17 protein-coding genes and 2 pseudogenes are annotated in these 18,832 nt (G+C 63.1%); 15 read left to right on the top strand and 4 right to left on the bottom strand.

Going from position 1 to position 18,832, the window contains the following annotated elements; all coding sequences use genetic code 11:
• The 5 genes and pseudogenes from C1D09_RS32985 to C1D09_RS32965 form a co-directional block, all read left to right on the top strand.
• A pseudogene (locus tag C1D09_RS32985) lies at window positions 1–237 on the top strand (arylesterase); the annotation flags it as partial.
• Between the two features lie 16 nt (window positions 238–253).
• Window positions 254–1,699, top strand: a complete 1,446-nt coding sequence (lpdA, locus tag C1D09_RS32980; RefSeq protein WP_143978088.1) for a dihydrolipoyl dehydrogenase — start codon at window positions 254–256, stop codon at window positions 1,697–1,699.
• Window positions 1,700–1,798: 99 nt separating this feature from the next.
• Window positions 1,799–2,056 (top strand): GlsB/YeaQ/YmgE family stress response membrane protein, encoded by a 258-nt coding sequence (locus tag C1D09_RS32975; protein ID WP_143978087.1) that lies wholly within the window; start codon window positions 1,799–1,801, stop codon window positions 2,054–2,056.
• 137 nt (window positions 2,057–2,193) lie between these two features.
• Window positions 2,194–3,159: a lipoyl synthase gene (gene lipA, locus C1D09_RS32970; RefSeq protein WP_143978086.1), complete on the top strand. Its 966-nt coding sequence runs from the start codon at window positions 2,194–2,196 to the stop codon at window positions 3,157–3,159.
• A gap of 10 nt (window positions 3,160–3,169) precedes the next feature.
• Entirely contained in the window at window positions 3,170–3,628 is a 459-nt protein-coding gene (locus C1D09_RS32965; protein ID WP_143978085.1) for a type II toxin-antitoxin system RatA family toxin, read from the top strand.
• On the opposite strand, the gene C1D09_RS32960 is transcribed toward C1D09_RS32965, so the two are convergent.
• Together C1D09_RS32960 and C1D09_RS32955 are read right to left on the bottom strand one after the other, a co-directional pair.
• Window positions 3,625–4,113, bottom strand: a complete 489-nt coding sequence (locus tag C1D09_RS32960) for a CinA family protein (RefSeq protein WP_143978084.1) — start codon at window positions 4,111–4,113, stop codon at window positions 3,625–3,627. The two genes, C1D09_RS32965 and C1D09_RS32960, sit on opposite strands and share 4 nt — an antisense overlap.
• Window positions 4,110–5,333 carry a bifunctional 2-C-methyl-D-erythritol 4-phosphate cytidylyltransferase/2-C-methyl-D-erythritol 2,4-cyclodiphosphate synthase gene (locus C1D09_RS32955; RefSeq protein ID WP_143978083.1) on the bottom strand — a complete coding sequence of 408 codons (1,224 nt, stop codon included), beginning with the start codon at window positions 5,331–5,333 and terminating at the stop codon, window positions 4,110–4,112. The genes C1D09_RS32960 and C1D09_RS32955 overlap by 4 nt, the downstream gene beginning before the upstream one ends.
• A 244-nt stretch (window positions 5,334–5,577) precedes the next feature.
• Between C1D09_RS32955 and dusB the strand changes: the two genes are divergently transcribed.
• The 8 genes from dusB (at window position 5,578) to hflX (ending at window position 15,714) form a co-directional block, all read left to right on the top strand.
• Complete coding sequence (gene dusB / locus C1D09_RS32950) at window positions 5,578–6,606, top strand: tRNA dihydrouridine synthase DusB (RefSeq protein ID WP_143978082.1); 1,029 nt, start codon at window positions 5,578–5,580, stop codon at window positions 6,604–6,606.
• The gene (locus C1D09_RS32945) at window positions 6,603–7,745 is read left to right on the top strand and encodes a two-component system sensor histidine kinase NtrB (RefSeq protein WP_143978081.1); all 1,143 of its coding nucleotides are present in this window, start codon (window positions 6,603–6,605) and stop codon (window positions 7,743–7,745) included. The genes dusB and C1D09_RS32945 overlap by 4 nt, the downstream gene beginning before the upstream one ends.
• Complete coding sequence (gene ntrC, locus C1D09_RS32940; RefSeq protein WP_010909344.1) at window positions 7,742–9,202, top strand: nitrogen regulation protein NR(I); 1,461 nt, start codon at window positions 7,742–7,744, stop codon at window positions 9,200–9,202. Before C1D09_RS32945 ends, ntrC begins: the two co-directional genes overlap by 4 nt.
• Before the next feature lie 128 nt (window positions 9,203–9,330).
• A complete protein-coding gene (locus tag C1D09_RS32935) occupies window positions 9,331–11,616 on the top strand; it encodes a sensor histidine kinase NtrY-like (RefSeq protein ID WP_143978080.1) in 2,286 nt (761 codons plus the stop codon).
• Entirely contained in the window at window positions 11,606–12,967 is a 1,362-nt protein-coding gene (gene ntrX, locus C1D09_RS32930) for a nitrogen assimilation response regulator NtrX (RefSeq protein WP_010909346.1), read from the top strand. The genes C1D09_RS32935 and ntrX overlap by 11 nt, the downstream gene beginning before the upstream one ends.
• A 100-nt stretch (window positions 12,968–13,067) precedes the next feature.
• Window positions 13,068–13,931 (top strand): D-amino-acid transaminase, encoded by an 864-nt coding sequence (locus C1D09_RS32925; protein WP_143978079.1) that lies wholly within the window; start codon window positions 13,068–13,070, stop codon window positions 13,929–13,931.
• A 145-nt stretch (window positions 13,932–14,076) separates the two neighbouring features.
• Entirely contained in the window at window positions 14,077–14,322 is a 246-nt protein-coding gene (gene hfq / locus C1D09_RS32920) for an RNA chaperone Hfq (RefSeq protein WP_006202172.1), read from the top strand.
• Window positions 14,323–15,714: a GTPase HflX gene (gene hflX, locus C1D09_RS32915; protein WP_143978078.1), complete on the top strand. Its 1,392-nt coding sequence runs from the start codon at window positions 14,323–14,325 to the stop codon at window positions 15,712–15,714.
• A 61-nt stretch (window positions 15,715–15,775) separates the two neighbouring features.
• On the opposite strand, the gene mazG is transcribed toward hflX, so the two are convergent.
• Window positions 15,776–16,600 carry a nucleoside triphosphate pyrophosphohydrolase gene (mazG, locus tag C1D09_RS32910; protein WP_143978077.1) on the bottom strand — a complete coding sequence of 275 codons (825 nt, stop codon included), beginning with the start codon at window positions 16,598–16,600 and terminating at the stop codon, window positions 15,776–15,778.
• Between the two features lie 80 nt (window positions 16,601–16,680).
• Window positions 16,681–17,865, bottom strand: coding sequence for an amino acid aminotransferase (locus tag C1D09_RS32905; RefSeq protein ID WP_143978076.1), 1,185 nt, complete (start codon window positions 17,863–17,865; stop codon window positions 16,681–16,683).
• A 176-nt stretch (window positions 17,866–18,041) separates the two neighbouring features.
• Here C1D09_RS32905 and C1D09_RS32900 point away from each other — a divergent pair, with 176 nt between their 5' ends.
• Window positions 18,042–18,626, top strand: coding sequence for a histidine phosphatase family protein (locus tag C1D09_RS32900; protein ID WP_143978075.1), 585 nt, complete (start codon window positions 18,042–18,044; stop codon window positions 18,624–18,626).
• Between the two features lie 80 nt (window positions 18,627–18,706).
• Window positions 18,707–18,832, top strand: a pseudogene (locus tag C1D09_RS34025) (sigma-70 family RNA polymerase sigma factor); the annotation flags it as partial.

Genomic DNA, 18,832 nt, shown 5'->3' with positions numbered 1-18,832 from the left:
GTTGTAAGCCGCACCGAAAATGCGGAATTCAGGGAAATGTTTGCCGGCGGCGATGAGGCGTCGAAGCAACTGGCCCCGCAATATGCGGCGCTCGCCGACGAAGTCGGCTGCGGCTTCTTCGATGCCGGGACAGTGGCGCAAACCACACCGCTCGACGGTGTCCATCTCGATGCCGAAAACACGCGAAACATCGGCAAGGCGCTGACATCGGTCGTGCGCGTCATGCTGGAATTGTGATTGAAGGAGAGAATCCGTGGCTGAGAACTACGACGTCATCATCATCGGGTCCGGCCCGGGCGGCTATGTCACGGCGGTGCGTTCCGCTCAGCTCGGCTTCAAGACGGCGATCGTCGAGCGCGAGCATCTCGGCGGCATCTGCCTCAACTGGGGCTGCATACCGACCAAGGCATTGCTGCGTTCGGCCGAGATCATGCACTATTCCGACCACCTGAAGGACTACGGCCTGAAGCTCGACGGCAAGGTCAGCGTCGACACGTCGGCCGTCGTCGACCGCTCGCGCAAAGTCTCGCTGCGGCTCAATGGCGGCGTTGCCTTCCTGATGAAGAAGAACAAGGTCGACGTCATCTGGGGCGAAGCCAAGCTGTCGAAGCCCGGTGAAGTCATCGTCTCCAAGACGGCCAAGAAGCCGATGGAGCCGCAGCCGCCGGTGCCGAAGGGTGTCAAGGGCGAGGGTACCTACACCGCCAAGCACATCATTCTGGCAACCGGTGCGCGGCCGCGCGCGCTGCCCGGCATCGAGCCGGACGGCAAGCTGATCTGGACCTATTTCGAGGCGATGGTGCCGAAGGAGATGCCGAAGTCGCTGCTGGTGATGGGCTCGGGCGCCATCGGCATCGAGTTCGCCTCCTTCTACCGCACCATGGGCGCGGAGGTGACGGTGGTCGAGCTGCTGCCGGCGGTGATGCCGGTGGAGGACGCGGAGGTCTCCAAGTTCGCGCAAAAGCAGTTCGAGAAACAAGGCATGAAGATCATCCTTGAAGCCAAGGTGACCAAGGTCGAGAAGGGTGCCAATTCGGTCACCGCGCATGTCGAGATGAAGGACGGCAAGGTCGAGAAGATCACCGCCGACCGCATGATCTCCGCCGTCGGCGTCCAGGGCAATATCGAGAATCTCGGCCTTGAAGCGCTCGGCGTGAAGACCGAGCGCGGCTGCATAGTCGTCGATGGTTACGGCAAGACCAATGTACCGGGCATCTACGCCATCGGTGACGTCGCCGGCCCGCCTATGCTTGCCCACAAGGCCGAGCATGAGGGCGTCGTGTGCATCGAGAAGATCGCCAATTTCCCCGGCGTGCACGCCATCGACAAGCTCAAGATTCCCGGCTGCACCTACTGCAATCCGCAGGTCGCCTCCGTCGGCCTGACGGAAGCCAAGGCCAAGGCCGAAGGCAAGGATATCCGCGTTGGCCGCTTCCAGTTTGCCGCCAACGGCAAGGCGATCGCCCTTGGCGAGGATCAGGGCTTCATCAAGACCATCTTCGACAAGAAGACCGGTCAGCTGCTCGGTGCCCATATGGTCGGCGCCGAGGTGACCGAACTGATCCAGGGCTTTGTCGTGGCGATGAATTTGGAGACGACCGAGGAAGAGCTGATGCACACCATCTTCCCGCATCCCACGCTGTCGGAGATGATGAAGGAGAGCGTGCTCGACGCCTATGGCCGCGCCCTGAACGCATGATAGATTCGCCGCAAGAGACTCAGCCGCGAAAGCCCTGGGAGCTCGACGGCAAGGCAGTTCGTTTCCGCATGCATTCATACGCGCGCAAGGAGAAGGCATATGCACTTGAACGGCGTGGGCTGGATCGCAGCCATCATCATCGGCGGCCTGGCAGGCTGGCTCGCCGAAATGGTCATGAAGAGCAACACCGGAATTTTCATGAATATTATCATGGGCATCGTTGGCGCGGTCGTGTTGAACGCCATCCTGCAGGCGCTCAATTTCGGCCCATTCGGCGTGGGCTGGACCGCGTATCTGATCACCGGCTTCATCGGTGCCTGCCTGCTGATCTGGGTCGGTCGACTGGTGCGCCGCTAGTCGGTACCTTTCCCGGCTATGCGAAAACGGTTGTAGCGGCATGCGCCGCTGCTGCCTTTTTCTTTGTGTCGAAAAGTCCTAGATGACGATAAAGCGACGATCGCCGACAGGCGGTCACTAGAAAAGCCAGGGTTCAGATGGTTACTGTCCTCGACACGATCGCCAACGCGCCACGACTGCGGCACCCCGAGAAGGCCCACAAGCCCGACCAGGAGGTGTTGCGCAAGCCGGACTGGATCCGCGTCAAGGCGCCGGTCTCCAAGGGCTATGCCGAGACGCGCGAGATCGTGAAATCGCACAAGCTGGTGACTGTCTGCGAAGAGGCTGGTTGCCCCAACATCGGCGAGTGTTGGGAAAAGAAGCACGCCACCTTCATGATCATGGGCGAGATCTGCACGCGCGCCTGCGCTTTCTGCAATGTCGCCACCGGCATTCCGACCGCGCTCGACCGCGATGAGCCGGCGCGCGTCGCGCATGCCGTCAAGCAGATGGGGCTTAGCCACGTCGTCATCACGTCGGTTGACCGCGATGATCTTGCCGACGGCGGTGCGCAGCACTTTGCCGACGTCATCCGCGCGATCCGCGCGGCAACGCCGTCGACCACGATCGAAATCCTGACGCCCGATTTCCTGCGCAAGGACGGCGCCCTGGAGATCGTGGTGGCGGCCAAGCCCGACGTCTTCAACCACAATCTCGAAACCGTGCCGTCGAACTATCTGAAGGTTCGGCCGGGCGCCCGCTATTTCCACTCGATCCGGCTGTTGCAGCGGGTCAAGGAACTCGATCCGTCGATCTTCACCAAGTCCGGCATCATGGTAGGCCTGGGCGAGGAGCGGAATGAAATCCTGCAGTTGATGGACGATCTGCGCACGGCCAATGTCGACTTCATGACCATCGGCCAGTATCTGCAGCCGTCGAAGAAGCACCATCCGGTGATCCGCTTCGTCACCCCGGAAGAGTTCAAGTCCTTCGAGACGATCGGCCGGACCAAGGGTTTCCTGCTGGTGGCCTCGAGCCCGCTGACACGTTCATCGCACCATGCCGGCGACGATTTCGCCCGGCTGCGCGCGGCGCGGGAAGCGCAGCTCCAGAAATCGGTCTAGCGCTGGTCGCATGCCGAAATTCGAAGCCACCCGCCGCGTCGCCCATACGCCGCAGCAGATGTTCGCGCTGGTGGCCGATGTCGAGGCCTATCCGCAATTCCTGCCGCTTTGCGAAGCGCTGACGGTGCGCTCGCGCAAGGAGCGTGACGGACGTACCGTTCTCCTGGCCGACATGAGCATCGGCTACAAGGCGATCCGCGAGACCTTCACGACGCAGGTGCTGCTGAAGCCCGACGAGAACGCCATCGACGTGAAGTACATCGATGGTCCGTTCAAATATCTGAGCAACGTCTGGCGTTTCGAGCCCGATGGCGACGGCTGTGCGGTCCGCTTCTTCATCGACTATGAGTTCAAGAGCCGTATCCTGGGCGCGCTAATGGGCACCATGTTCGACCGTGCCTTCCGCATGTTCGCCGAGGCTTTCGAAAAGCGTGCAGACGTCATCTATGGGGTCGCGTCGTCGGCCTAATTCGGGCCAAGCGCTCGCAGTCCAAGTTCCAGGGCGTGCCCGACCGTCTCACGGCGGATGAAATCCCGGCCCTTGTCGGCAAACTGCCTGTGTTCGGCCGTCACGGTTTGGCCTTTCAGCCCGACGCCGAACCACACCAGGCCGACAGGCTTTTGCGCAGAACCGCCGCCAGGCCCGGCGATGCCCGTGACAGCAAGGGTTAGTTCCGCTCGCGAACGGGCAAGTGCTCCGGCCGCCATCTCGATCGCCGTCTCGCGGGACACCGCGCCGTGCGCCTCGAGCGTGGCCGCCGAGACACCAAGCATGTCCATCTTGGCGTCGTTGGAATAGGTGATGAACCCGCGATCGACCACGGCCGAGGAACCGGCGATGTCGGTCAGCGCGGCGATGATCATGCCGCCGGTGCAGCTTTCCGCGGTCGCCACCATGATGCCGCGTTCGCGGCAGGCCTCGAACAGGGCAATGGCCAGTTCGCTGTTGCTCACTCCGGCACCTCGCCGGGAAACACCACGCTGGCAGTGGCGATCGCCGCAATGCCTTCTTCGCGACCGACAAAGCCTAGTTTTTCGTTGGTTGTCGCCTTGATCGAGATGCGGTCGGCCGAAATCCCAAGCATCAGCGACAGGGCTGCCGTCATCGCCTCGCGATGCGGCCCCACGCGCGGCGCCTCGCAGATCAATGTGACGTCGGCATTTGCGATGCGGCCGCCGCGCTCGCGCACCACTTTCGCCGCGTGTTCGACGAAGATCCGCGACGCCGCACCTTTCCACCGCGGATCGGACGGCGGAAAGTGCGTGCCGATGTCGCCGGCGCCGCAGGTCGCCAGCAGCGCATCGGTCAAGGCGTGTAGGCCGACATCGGCATCGGAATGGCCGGACAGTTTCTTGTCATGTGGAATGGCGACGCCGCACAGTGTCACGTGATCGCCGGGCTCAAAGGCGTGGACATCGTAGCCGTTGCCGGTGCGGATGTCGGGGAAATGCGTGCCTCCGCTGGAGAGCCGCTGGTGTGCCATGGCGATGTCCCGTGCCCAGGTGAGTTTGACATTGTCCGGCGAGCCCGGAACGAGCTTGACTTGAATCTGCGCCCATTCGGCGATCGCCGCGTCATCGGTGAAGTCCAGCCTGCCTAGTTGGTGGGCCCTGTCGTGCGCGGCAAGGATTGGCCCGTAGGGAAAACCTTGCGGTGTTTGCGCCGCGTGCAGGCCGCTGCGGGAAACGGTTTCCGCGACCACGCCGGCCGCCGATTCTCGCTTGAGCGTGTCGGCGACGGGCAGGGCGGGTAACGCCCCCTCGTTCTCGCCGATGGCGGCGATGGTGCGGTCGATCAACTCCGCATCGACGAACGGGCGGACGGCGTCGTGAATCAGAACCTGGCCCGGCGCGTGGTCCTTCAGCGCCAACAGCCCGAGCCGAACGGACTCCTGCCTGGTCGGTCCGCCAATGATGGCAGTGACGCGCTGTGCCTGGGCGCCCGCCGCTTGCCGGAACAATTCGCGGTCGTCGGCGTGGATGGCGACGACGATCCGGCCGGTTCGCGGGTGGGCCAGAAACATTTCGAGCGTACGCGCAATGACAGCGCGGCCGCCAATGTTCTGGTACTGCTTGGGTCCGTTGGCCTGGCCGGCACGAGCGCCGCGGCCGGCGGCTACGATCACCACCGCAACCCCACCTGTCGCGCTCGAGTTTTCACTTCCGTCAGTCATGGCGATTGGCTTAGCGCACGATCCCCAAAAGTGTAATTGGTTTTCCGAAAAGATCGTGCGTCAAATATGAACTCCAAAGCCTCCTTCACACGCCTTGAGGGACGCGCGGTCGCCTTGGTCACGGCAAATCCCAAGGGCCTGGAATTTTCCCAATTGCGCCTCAATGTGACGTCATTCCGCGTTGCACATTGCCGCTGATATGGCTAGAGAATGTGCAACGAATGGACGTGCTTGGTTTTTGTGCATGGATAACGCAACCAGATTGGCCGCGCCTTTGAACGTCGGCGGCGTGGAAATCCGCAACCGCGTATTTCTCGCGCCGATGTCGGGAATAACCGACGAGCCTTTCCGGCAGCGCGCCCATGCGCATGGCGCGGGCCTGGTGGTCTCCGAAATGGTGGCAAGCGGCGAACTCGCCAAGGGCAGGGCCGGCTTCGACCTGCGCATACGGCATTCCGGCCTGCCGGTCCATATGGTGCAGCTAGCCGGCCGCGAAGCGACCCACATGGCCGAGGGCGCACGGATCGCCGCAGGCGAGGGCGCCGACATCATCGACATCAACATGGGCTGCCCGGCCAAGAAGGTCACCGGTGGTTATGCGGGCTCTGCATTGATGCTGGATCTTGACCATGCGCTTTCGCTGATCGAGGCCGTGGTCAGCGCGGTCAAGGTACCGGTGACGGTCAAGATGCGGCTCGGTTGGGATGAAGCCGCGCTCAATGCGCCCATCCTCGCGCGCCGTGCCGAGCAGGCGGGCGTCAAGATGGTGACGGTGCATGGCCGCACGCGTTGCCAGTTCTACCAGGGCAAGGCCGACTGGCGCGCCATCGCTCGCGTCAAGGAAGCCGTGTCCATTCCGGTCGTTGCCAATGGTGATGTCTGCTCTCCGGCCGAGGCGGCCGCCATTCTCGACCAATCGGGTGCCGATGCGGTGATGGTCGGCCGTGCGCATTACGGCGCGCCCTGGATCGCCGGTGGCATCGTGGCAGCGGAGGCGGGCCAAACGGCGGCCGACGTTCCGCAGACTCCCGCTGCTCTGGCCGACTATATCGTTGGCCATTACGAGGACATGCTGACACTTTATGGCGTCGAGAGTGGTTTGCGCCAGGCACGCAAGCATCTGGGTTGGTATCTCGATCGCCATGCTGTTGGCGTCGCCGACGACCACCGAAAGGCCATCCTGACGACGTTCGATCCAGCCCGCGTCGTTGCCTTGCTGCGCAATGTGCTTTCGCGCGATCCGCACCCCTTGGACCTGCGGAGCGCCGCATGAACGCCACCGCTGGCCAGGGAACTGAAATGTTGGATGCCGCCCAGATCGTCCTCAACACCATCCGCCGCCCGGTGATCATGATCAGCGAGGACGGGTTCATCACTTTCGCCAATGCCGATGCCGAGGACTTCTTTCGCTCCAGCGCGACCATGCTGGCGCGCAACACCCTGTCCAAGCTCGTCCCCTTCGGCAGCCCGCTGCTGACCCTGGTCGATCAGGTGCGCGAGCGTCGGGCTCCGGTCAACGAGTATCGGGTCGACGTGTCGTCGCCACGCCTCGGCATCGAGAAGGTCGTCGATCTCTATGTCGCACCCGTGTCGGAATTCCCGGGCTCCGTCGTGGTCATGTTCCAGGAACGGTCGATGGCCGACAAGATCGACCGGCAGATGACGCATCGCGGTGCCGCACGCTCTGTGACCGGCCTGGCGGCGATGCTCGCCCACGAGATCAAGAACCCGCTCTCCGGCATCCGCGGCGCCGCGCAACTGCTCGAACTGTCCGCCTCCGACGAAGACCGCGCACTGACCCGGCTGATCACCGACGAGACGGACCGCATCGTCTCGCTGGTCGATCGCATGGAGGTGTTTTCCGACGAGCGGCCGATCGATCGCTACCCCGTCAACATCCATGTCGTACTCGACCATGTGAAGGCGATCGCAAAGAACGGTTTTGCGAAGAAAATCAGGATATTGGAGGACTATGATCCATCATTGCCTCCGGTATTCGCCAATCGCGACCAGCTGATCCAGGTTTTCCTGAACCTGGTCAAGAACGCCGCCGAGGCAATCGGCAGCGACCCGCATGGCGAGATCGTGCTGTCGACCGCGTTCCGGCCGGGCATCCGCGTTTCGGTTCCAGGCACGCAGGACCGTGTGTCGCTGCCGCTCGAATTCTGCGTGCGCGACAATGGCTCCGGTGTCTCGGAGGATATACTGCCGATCCTGTTCGATCCCTTCATCACCACCAAGCCGAACGGCTCGGGGCTGGGGTTGGCGCTTGTCGCCAAGATCGTCGGCGAGCATGGCGGCATCATCGAATGCGAATCGACCCCGCGCGGGACCACCTTCCGCATCCTGATGCCGGCCTGGAAGGAAACCCCGTTCGGCGCTGAAGAGGACGGTGAAGGAGACCGCAAATGACCGCTCGCGGCAATATTCTCGTCGCCGATGACGATGCGGCGATCCGCACCGTGCTCAACCAGGCTCTCTCGCGCGTCGGCCACGAGGTGCGCGTCACGTCCAACGCCTCGACCTTATGGCGCTGGGTGGCGGCGGGCGAGGGCGACCTTGTCATCACCGACGTCGTGATGCCGGACGAGAACGCCTTCGACATGCTGCCGCGCATCAAGAAGGCGCGGCCGGAGCTGCCCGTCATCGTCATGAGCGCCCAGAACACGTTCATGACGGCAATCCGTGCATCGGAGACGGGCGCCTATGAATATCTGCCGAAACCGTTCGACCTGACCGAACTGCTCAATATCGTCAACCGGGCGCTGTCGGAGCCCCGCCGGCCGAAGATCGACGCGCGGCCCGATGAGCAGCCCGAAACGATGCCGCTGGTCGGCCGCTCGGCGGCCATGCAGGACATCTATCGCATGCTGGCACGGATGATGCAGACCGACCTGACGGTGATGATCTCGGGCGAATCCGGCACCGGCAAGGAACTCGTGGCGCGCGCGCTGCATGAATATGGCCGCCGTCGCGGCGGGCCGTTCGTTGCCATCAACATGGCGGCAATTCCGCGCGACCTGATCGAGTCGGAACTGTTCGGCCACGAGAAGGGCGCTTTCACAGGCGCCCAGAACCGCTCCACCGGCCGCTTCGAGCAGGCCGAAGGCGGCACGCTGTTCCTCGACGAGATCGGCGACATGCCGATGGAGGCGCAGACGCGCCTGCTGCGTGTGCTGCAGCAGGGCGAATACACGACGGTCGGCGGCCGCACGCCGATCAAGACGGATGTGCGCATCGTAGCAGCCACCAACAAGGATCTGCGCACCCTGATCAACCAGGGACTGTTCCGCGAGGACCTGTTCTATCGTCTCAACGTCGTTCCCCTGAGACTGCCGGCATTGCGCGAGCGTTCCGAGGACGTGCCCGATCTCGTGCGCCACTTCTTCAAGCTCGGCGAGATGGAAGGGCTGCAGACCAAGCGCATCTCGTCCGGCGGCATCGAACTGATGAAGCGCTACCCGTGGCCGGGCAATGTGCGCGAACTGGAAAACCTCGTTCGCCGACTGGCCGCGCTCTATTCACAGGATGAGATCTCCGCCGAAATCATCGAGGCGGAGTTGAAGACTGGCGAGCGCCCCGTGGTCCCCGGCGGCGGCAACCTCATTCCCGATGACCTCTCCATCGGCCAGGCGGTGGAGCATTTCCTGCAGCGCTATTTCGCCTCGTTTGCCGGCGAATTGCCGCCCGCCGGGCTCTACCAGCGCATCCTGTCCGAAGTCGAATATCCGTTGGTCCTGGCCTCGATGACGGCAACCCGCGGCAATCAAATCAAGGCCGCGGAGCTGCTGGGGCTGAACCGCAACACGCTGCGCAAGAAGATTCGCGAACTGGGCGTCAACGTCTATAAATCGTCGCGACCGGGCTGAGCGCTGATCTGACGCACTCTTTTCAGGGGACTGAGCGGCGAAAGATTTCCGCCATTGTCACACTTGTTGCATAATCGCCACAATGCGTTGCATAGATCGGACGCAATCATTGGCTCCCAGACGGCGACATGGCTCCGCAGGCACCTGTACTCAACCAACCGCTATTCAGCGAACCCGGCGCGCGCGACGGGCGCCGCTTGCTGGCGCTGCCCGGCGTGGTGGCGGTCGTCGGCGCGCTGGTCATGGCGGCCATTTCATTCACCATCCTGGTCGGCGCGACGCCGATCGCGCCCGACGCCAGGACGACCTGGGCGCTGATCGCGCTCAACGCCGCTTTCGTGCTGTTCCTCATGGCGCTGGTCGGGCGCGAGGTCCACCGCATCGTCATGGCGCGCCGGCATGGCAAGGCGGCCTCGCGGTTGCATGTGCGCATCGTTGCCATGTTCGCGCTGGTTGCCGCCATTCCCGCCATCATGGTGGCCATCATCGCCTCGATCACGCTCGATATCGGCCTCGATCGCTGGTTCGAGATTCGCACCAAGACGATCGTCAATTCCTCGCTATCGATCGCCGATGCCTATGTTCAGGAAAATGCCCGCAACTTGCAGGGCACGACGCTGTCGATGGCCTATGATCTCGACGCGTCGCGAACACTCTACGGCCTTGATCGTACAGGCTTTCTCGACCTCCTGAACAAGGAGGCGGTGGGCCGGTCGCTGGCTCATGCGGCGCTGATCAAGCCGGACGGTTCGTTCGTCATGAGCGCGCAGACCGATGCCGATTTCGCCATGCCGGAACCGCCGGAAGGCGCGGTCAGCAGCGCCACCGACGGCAAACCGGTGCTGATAGAACCGCGCACCCGCAACATCATGGGCGCCATCGTCAAGCTGCGCGAGATCGAGGGTCTCTACCTCTACACCATCCGCCTTGTCGATCCCGAGGTGATCAAGGCGCGGCAGATCGTCAGGTCCAACACCGACGAGTATCGCAATCTCGAGGACAACAGGCGCACCTCGCAAGTGGCCTTCGCGCTGCCCTATCTGTCGCTGACCCTGATCATCATCCTGTCGGCAATCTGGACCGGCATCGCGGTCGCCGACCGTCTAGTGCGGCCGATTCGCCAGCTCATCGGCGCTGCCGACGAGGTGGCGACAGGCAATCTTGACGTCGCGGTTCCGGTCAGGCCCTCCGACGGCGACGTCGCCTCGCTGGGCGACACCTTCAACAAGATGCTGTTGGAACTGAAATCGCAACGCAACGAGATCCTGTCGGCAAAGGACCTGATCGACGAACGGCGGCGCTTTTCCGAAGCCGTGCTTGCCGGTGTCACGGCCGGCGTCATCGGCGTCGATCCCTATGGCATTATCACCATCGTCAACCGTTCGGCCGAAGCGATGCTGGCCATCTCCGCCAGTGCCGCGCTCGGGCAGAACCTTTCCGCCATTCTGCCGCATGTGGGCCGTGTCTTCGAGATCGGCCGCCAGTCGGGCAAACCCGTCTACCGAGAGCAGGTGACGTTTTTCCGCGCCGGCACGGAGCGCACTTTCAACGTGCAGATCACCGTCGAGGCGGGCGATGACGGCTCGGAGGAGAAATCCTACGTCGTGACCGTCGACGACATCACCGATCTGGTCCAGGCGCAGCGTTCCTCCGCCTGGGCCGATGTGGCGCGCCGCATCGCCCACGAGATCAAGAACCCGCTGACGCCGATCCAGCTTTCGGCCGAGCGCATCAAGCGCCGCTATGGCAAGGTCATCACCGAAGACCGTGAGGTTTTCGACCAGTGCACCGACACCATCATCCGGCAGGTCGAGGACATCGGCCGCATGGTCGACGAATTCTCCGCCTTCGCGCGGATGCCCAAGCCCGAGATGAAGGCCATCGATCTGCGCGAATCGCTGCGTGAGGCGTCCTTCCTGGTCGAGGTCAGCCGCGCCGACATCACCTTCGAGCGGATTTTCGGCAACGAACCGCTCAAGGGCACGTTCGACAGCCGCCTTTTGGCGCAGGCTTTCGGCAATGTGATCAAGAACGCCGCCGAGGCGATCGACGGACTGGAACAAAAGGACGGTTCGCACGGCATAATCCGGATTCAAGCCGGCCGTCAGAATGGCGCGATTCGAATCGACGTCATCGACAATGGCAAAGGCCTGCCGCGGGAGAATCGCCAACGGTTGCTCGAGCCCTATATGACCACGCGCGAGAAGGGCACCGGACTTGGTCTCGCCATCGTCAAGAAGATCGTGGAGGACCATGGCGGCAGGCTGGAACTTCATGATGCGCCCGCGGACTTTCATGGCGGCCGCGGGGCGATGATCAGCATCATCCTGCCGCCCGCGGCCGTCACGCCGTTGCGCGGCGAAGGCAAGACGGAACTCGAACGAGAAACTGAAAAGGTCGGTAATGGCGTCTGATATTCTCATCGTCGATGACGAGGAAGACATCCGCGAGCTCGTCGCAGGCATACTGAGCGACGAAGGTCACGAAACCCGTACGGCATTTGATGCCGACAGCGCGTTGGCGGCCATTGCCGACCGGGCGCCGAGGTTGATTTTCCTCGACATCTGGCTGCAGGGCTCGCGCCTGGACGGGCTGGCGCTGCTCGACGAGATCAAGACCATGCATCCCACCTTGCCGGTGGTGATGATCTCCGGTCACGGCAACATCGAAACGGCGGTCTCGGCCATCCGCCGTGGCGCCTATGATTTCATCGAGAAGCCGTTCAAGGCCGACAGGCTGATCCTCATCGCCGAGCGTGCATTGGAAACCTCGAAGTTGCGGCGCGAGGTTTCCGACCTCAAGCAGCGCAGCGGCGAGACTTTCGACCTGATCGGCATGTCGTCGGCGATGAGCCAGCTGCGCCAGACCATCGAGCGCGTCGCGCCGACCAACAGCCGTGTCATGATCATCGGCCCGTCCGGATCGGGCAAGGAACTGGCGGCGCGCGCCATCCACACGCTGTCGGCCCGCAAGGGCGCGCCGTTCGTGACGCTGAGCGCTGCCAACATCACGCCGGAGCGCATGGAGATCGAACTGTTCGGCACCGAATCGAACGGCGTCGAGCGCAAGGTCGGCGCGCTGGAAGAAGCCCATCGCGGCATCCTCTACATCGACGAAGTGGCCGACATGCCGCGCGAGACGCAGAACAAGATCCTGCGCGTGCTGGTCGAGCAGCAGTTCGAGCGGGTAGGGGGCACCAAACGGGTCAAGGTCGATGTCCGGATCATCTCCTCGACCTCGCAGAACCTCGAAGCCATGATCGCCGACGGACGTTTCCGCGAGGATCTCTACCATCGCCTGGCGGTGGTTCCGGTGATGGTGCCGGGGCTGGCCGAACGGCGCGAGGATATTCCCTATCTCGTCGACAATTTCATGAAGCAGATCGCTCGCCAGGCCGGCATCAAGCCTCGCCGTATCGGCGACGACGCGCTTGCCGTGCTGCAGGCGCACAATTGGCCGGGCAACGTGCGCCAGCTGCGCAACAATGTCGAAAGGCTGATGATACTGGCGCGCGGCGACGACGTCGATGCGCCGATCACCGCGGATCTTCTGCCGTCGGAGATCGGCGATGTCATGCCACGCACGCCGAATCAGTCCGATCAGCACATCATGGCGCTGCCGCTGCGCGAGGCGCGTGAACAGTTCGAGAAGGACTATCTGATCGCCCAGATCAACCGCTTTGGCGGCAACATCTCGAAGACCGCCGAGTTCATCGGGATGGAGCGCTCGGCTCTGCACCGCAAACTGAAGTCGCTGGGCGTCTGACGCGCGGGACCTGTGCTGAACCGCGCCTGGCCCAAGCATTTGCCGGTTACGGCGGCGGCGGAATCGCATAAGAAAGCCCGAGATTTTTCAGGGGTCGCTAATGCCGCGCATTGCCTATGTCAACGGGCGCTATGTCGTTCACGCGAACGCCTCCGTACATATAGAGGATCGCGGCTATCAGTTCGCCGATGGCGTCTATGAGGTCTGCGAGGTGGCGCGCGGCTTCATTGTCGACATGCCGCGCCATCTTGCCCGGCTCAACCGCTCGCTGACCGAACTGTCGATCACATGGCCGGTCGCGCGCAACGTCCTGCCGCTCATCCTGCGCGAAGTGGTCAACCGCAACCATGTCGTCGACGGCCTGGTCTATGTACAGGTAACGCGCGGTGTCGCCAGTCGCGATTTTGTTTTCCCGTCGGCCGACACCAAGCCGTCACTGGTGGTCACTGCCAGAAAGGCTGATCCGGCGGCTGGAGCAAAGCGGGCGGAGACCGGGATCGCGGTCATTACCGTGCCAGAGAATCGCTGGGACCGGGTCGATATCAAGACCGTCGGACTGCTGCCCAATGTATTGGCCAAGCAAAAAGCCAAGGAAGCCGGCGCGCAGGAGGCATGGTTCGTCGACACCGAAGGCAACGTCAAGGAAGGCGGCTCGTCCAATGCCTGGATCGTCACCAGGGACGGCGTCCTGGTTACCAGACCAGCCGATCACGGCATCCTGCGCGGCATCACCCGCACGACCATGTTCGAAGTTGCGGCAAAGCTGGGCCTGAAGATCGAAGAGCGCGGTTTTTCCGTCACCGAGGCCAAGGCGGCGCGCGAGGCGTTCATCAGTTCCGCGACGACGATTGCCATGCCGGTCGTGGCCATTGACGGCGATCCTGTGGCCAATGGGCACCCCGGCTCAGTGACACTTTCGTTACGGCAGGCCTTTTTTGACATTGCGGAAAAAAGTCCAGCCTGATAACCGCACAGGTGGAATGAACATCAATATATCTCGTTCTGCTTGTCGTTACTGACGACAAGACGGTGTTTGCGTGCTTGACATGTGCCCGACAATTTGGCGCATTGGCTTGCAAACCGAAGGGGATCGGCGAAAGACAAGAACAATGGCGGAACGATCGCAAAACCTTCAGGACCTGTTCCTGAATTCAGTTCGCAAGAGCAAGAACCCGCTCACCATCTTCCTCATCAACGGCGTGAAGCTGACCGGCGTGGTCACTTCGTTCGACAATTTCTGTGTGCTGCTGCGCCGCGACGGTCACTCCCAGCTCGTCTACAAGCACGCCATTTCCACGATCATGCCGAGCCAGCCGGTTCAGATGTTCGATGGCGAGGAAAGCCAGGGCGCCTGATTGGCACGTGAGAAGGACGCGGACGGCACGGTTCGCGGAAAACCAGCGCATCATCCCGGGACGGAAGCCAAGGGGCCGACCCGGGCTGTCGTCATTGTGCCCGTGCTTACCCGTCAGCCGCGTGGCGACGATGACACAAACCGCCCGCGGCTGACGCGTTCGGCCGATGCTCGCCATGACGAGGCGGTCGGCCTTGCGCGCGCCATCAATCTCGACCCTGTCCAAACCGCTATCGTGACGGTCAACGATCCGCGTCCAGCCACCTTGCTCGGCAGCGGCAAGGTCGAAGAGTTCGCCCAAATCGTAAAGGACAACGACGCCGAACTGGTGATCGTCGACCATCCGCTGACCCCGGTGCAGCAACGCAATCTCGAGAAGGAACTGCATGCAAAGGTTCTGGACCGAACCGGGCTGATCCTAGAAATCTTTGGCGAGCGCGCGCGTACCAAGGAAGGCACGCTGCAGGTCGAGCTTGCCCATCTCAACTACCAGAAGGGCCGCCTTGTGCGCAGCTGGACCCACCTTGAACGCCAGCGCGGTGGCGCTGGTTTCCTAGGCGGTCCCGGCGAAACCCAGATCGAATCCGACCGGCGGCAGTTGCAGGAAAAGATCATCAAGCTGAAGCACGAGCTGGAAACGGTGCGTCGTACCCGCGACCTGCACCGCGCCAAGCGCAAGAAGGTGCCGTTCCCGGTGGTGGCGATCGTCGGCTACACCAATGCCGGCAAGTCGACGCTGTTCAACCGGCTGACCGGGGCGGACGTGCTGGCGCAGGACATGCTGTTCGCCACGCTCGACCCGACGCTGCGCCGCGTGCGCCTGCCGCATGGCACCCCGATTATCCTGTCGGACACGGTCGGTTTCATCTCCGACCTGCCGACGCATTTGATCGCGGCTTTTCGCGCCACGCTGGAAGAGGTGGTCGAAGCGGATCTTGTCATCCATCTGCGCGACATTTCCGATCCCGACACGGCGGCGCAGGCCGAGGATGTCGAGCGCATCCTGGCCGACCTCGGTGTCGACGCCGGTGACACCAAGCGTGTGATCGAAGTGTGGAACAAGGTCGATCTGCTGGACGAAGGCAACAGGAGCCGCCTGCTTGCCGATGCCGCCGACGGCAGCAAGGGTCCGCCGATCGCCATATCGGCGGTGACCGGCGAGGGCATCGATGCGCTTAAGGCGCTCATCGAGACGCGCATGGCGGGCGAGCTCGAAGATCTGACGGTGACGATCGAGCCGGCACAGTTTGGCCTTGTCGATTGGCTGTATCGCAATGGCGATATCGTTTCGCGCACCGACAACGAAGATGGAAGCGCCACCTTCTCGCTAAAGGCTACACAAAGCGCCCGCGAAGAGATCGAAAACCGGTTGCGTCGCAAAAACCACGGCTAGGCCGGCGCAATTTTAGGAAAAATGTAAACGCGTTTCCGTCCCAAATTGCCGGTCTAAAGGCCTACTTCGCGCTCTTCGCTTCCTGCCAGAGCGCTTCCATCTCGTCCAGGGTGGCCTTCTCCAGTGTATTGCCGGACTTTTCAAGGGCCTGCTCGACATAGTGGAAGCGCGACCGGAATTTTTCATTGGTGCCGCTCAACGCGGCTTCCGAATCGAGCTTGAGATGACGGCCGAGATTGACGACGGCGAACAGCATGTCGCCGAACTCGTCCTTGATCGACGCCGTCTCGCCCTTCGCAAGAGCCTCGCGCAATTCGCCGATCTCCTCCTCGATCTTGTCGAGGATGGTGGCTGCCTCGCTCCAGTCGAAGCCGACACGAGCAGCCTTTTCCTGAAGTTTGAGCGCCCGTGTCAAAGCGGGCAGGGCGACCGGAACGCTGTCGAGAAAACCCTTGCCATTGTCTTCGGGGTCGAGGCCGCGCGCGAGACGGGCTTGCCGCTTCTCCGCCTTCTCCTCGGCCTTGATCTTCTCCCACATGCCCTTGGCCATGCCGGCGCCGCGGGCTTCCTCGTCGCCGAAGACATGCGGGTGGCGCCGGATCATCTTGGTGGTGATGGCCTGAACGACATCCGGGAAGGCGAATTCACCCGCTTCCTCGGCCATTTGCGCGTGGTAGACGACCTGCAGCAGGAGGTCGCCGAGTTCATCGCGCAGATCACCGAGGTCACCGCGCGCGATGGCGTCCGCCACCTCATAAGCTTCCTCGATCGTATAGGGCGCGATGGTCGAGAAATCCTGCTCGATGTCCCAGGGGCAGCCGGTCTTCGGCGCGCGCAGCGCGGCCATGATCTCGATCAGGCGCGAAATGTCTTTGGATGGCGTCATGCCGTGGATGCTATCCTGCGGCCCGACGCGCGGCCAACACTGTCAGCCGGCCAGCGGGCCTTGTCCACAGCTGAGCCGCTTCAGTCAAGCACGGAGACGATCGCCTTGGCGAGGTCGTCCATGCCGTCCTCCGGCAATCCAGCGACGTTGATGCGGCTATCGCCGACCATGTAGACGCCGTGCTCGGTACGCAACCGCTCGACCTGCGCTTCCGTGAGGCCAAGCCGCGAGAACATGCCGCGATGGCTGGCGACGAAGTCGAAACGGTCGGAGTTGGACTGCCGGCGCAGCGCCTCGGCGAAAGCCACGCGAAGCCTCAGCATGCGCAGGCGCATCTCTTCCAACTCGGCTTCCCAGTCGGCGCGCAGGCCTGCGTCCTCAAGCACGATGCGCACTGCGGCGGCGCCATGATCCGGCGGCATCGAATACATGGCGCGTGCCGCCGACAGCATCTGGCTCATCGCTACGTCGGCCTGCGCGCCGTCCCTGGCCAGGACCATCGCCGCGCCGACACGATCGCGATAGACCGCGAAGTTCTTCGAGCAGCTCGAGGCAACAACCATTTCCGGTACTTTCGCCGCCAGCAGGCGCAAGCCAAGAGCGTCGGCTTCGAGGCCATCGCCAAAGCCCTGATAGGCGATGTCGACGAACGGCAGCAGGCCGTGCTCGACGACCAGATCGGTGACGGCCTGCCACTGCGCCGCGTCGAGATTGGCGCCGGTCGGGTTGTGGCAGCAGCCATGCAGTAGCACCACGTCGCCGCTCTTGGCCGTCCGCAACGCCGCCAGCATGTCGTCGAAGCGAACAGCACCGGAGGCTGCGTCGAAATAGGGATATTCGCGGATCTGCAGGCCGGCGGCGCGCATCACCGGCATGTGGTTCGGCCATGTGGGGTCCGACAGCCAGATCGTGGCGTCCGAACGCGTCCGCTTGAGCAGCTCCGCCACCAGGCGAAGGGCACCGGACCCGCCGGGCGCCTGTGCCGCGCGGATGCGCGTCATGTCCGCGCCCGGGCCGAAGGCGAGCTTGGCCATCACCGCGTTGAAGCCGGTGTCGCCGGCGAGCCCGAGATAGGTCTTGGTGTCCTGGCCACCCAGCAGCCGCTTTTCCGCCTCACGCACGGCGCGCATCACCGGTGTCTTGCCGTCGCGATCCTTGTAGACGCCGACGCCGAGGTCGACCTTGTTGGGACGCGGATCGGCGCGATAGAGGCCGATCAAGGCCAGGATCTTGTCGGCGGGAGCTGGCTGCAGGTCTTCGAACATCGCAATGGTTCCGTTGGCGCGGCGGAGTGATACGCAAATCGAAGCCGCTTCGCCAGCGGTTTTAATTGCGCAAAACGGAGGGCAGCCCTCAGGGGCGCGGCCTTTCGAAACGATAGCGCCTGGTCCAATTGCAGCGTATGCCTCGCTGCGAAAGCGGTTCAAGGAATGACGGCCTCATGCTCGTACGGCTGACGATGATCTGCAACGGCGCAACGGCCGCGACCCGGCGGGGTTCGTTTCCGCTCGATGAGCCGCTGGAGCCGCGCTCGCTGACGCAGGCGAAGGCGATGCGCGGGACGCTGCGCCGCGCCGACCGCGCATGGACGGCGCCGGCGCTTCGCGCCCGCCAGACCGCCGAGGCGTTATCGCTGGACGCATCGGTCGAACCGCTCTTGGCCGACCAGGATTATGGAAGCTGGGCCGGGAAGGGTTTTGAGGAACAACAGCCCGGCGACATCGCCGCCTTGCTGACCGACCCCAACGCAGCGCCGCATGGCGGCGAGTCGCTGGCCGACGTTGGCCGCCGGGCTTCCGCGTTGATGGACAGCTTGATAGCCGAGCCTGGCCACACCATCGCGCTGACTCATGCCAGCGTCATTCGCACCGCGATCGTCCATGTTCTGGGTGCTCCGCTTGCCGCCTGTCGGAAGATTGATATCGAGCCGCTGAGCATCACCGATTTTCGCAGCGACGGCCACCGATGGGTGTTGCGCGCTTGCGGTGTGACTACACCCAAACCGACAAAACCACTTCGCCCCTAAGAGCGGGCGGGCGGGGGCTACGAGCGCAATCCTCCGGCGAACCGCCAAAAAATGGCGCGGGTCGGGATTAAAATCCCCACATGCTCCGTAAACAGGGCATGAAACGGTCGATGCCGCGCTTTGACATCATAGGACAGCTTGGATCGCTGCGGCGCTACGCGCAGTCGTTGACGCGCGACAGCGCGGATGCCGAGGACCTCGTGCAT

The sequence above is a fragment of the Mesorhizobium intechi genome (assembly GCF_002879535.1).
GTDB classification, from domain to species: Bacteria; Pseudomonadota; Alphaproteobacteria; order Rhizobiales; family Rhizobiaceae; genus Mesorhizobium; species Mesorhizobium intechi.
Note: the sequence above shows the minus strand (reverse complement) of the source record. Positions and strands in the feature narration are given on the sequence as shown.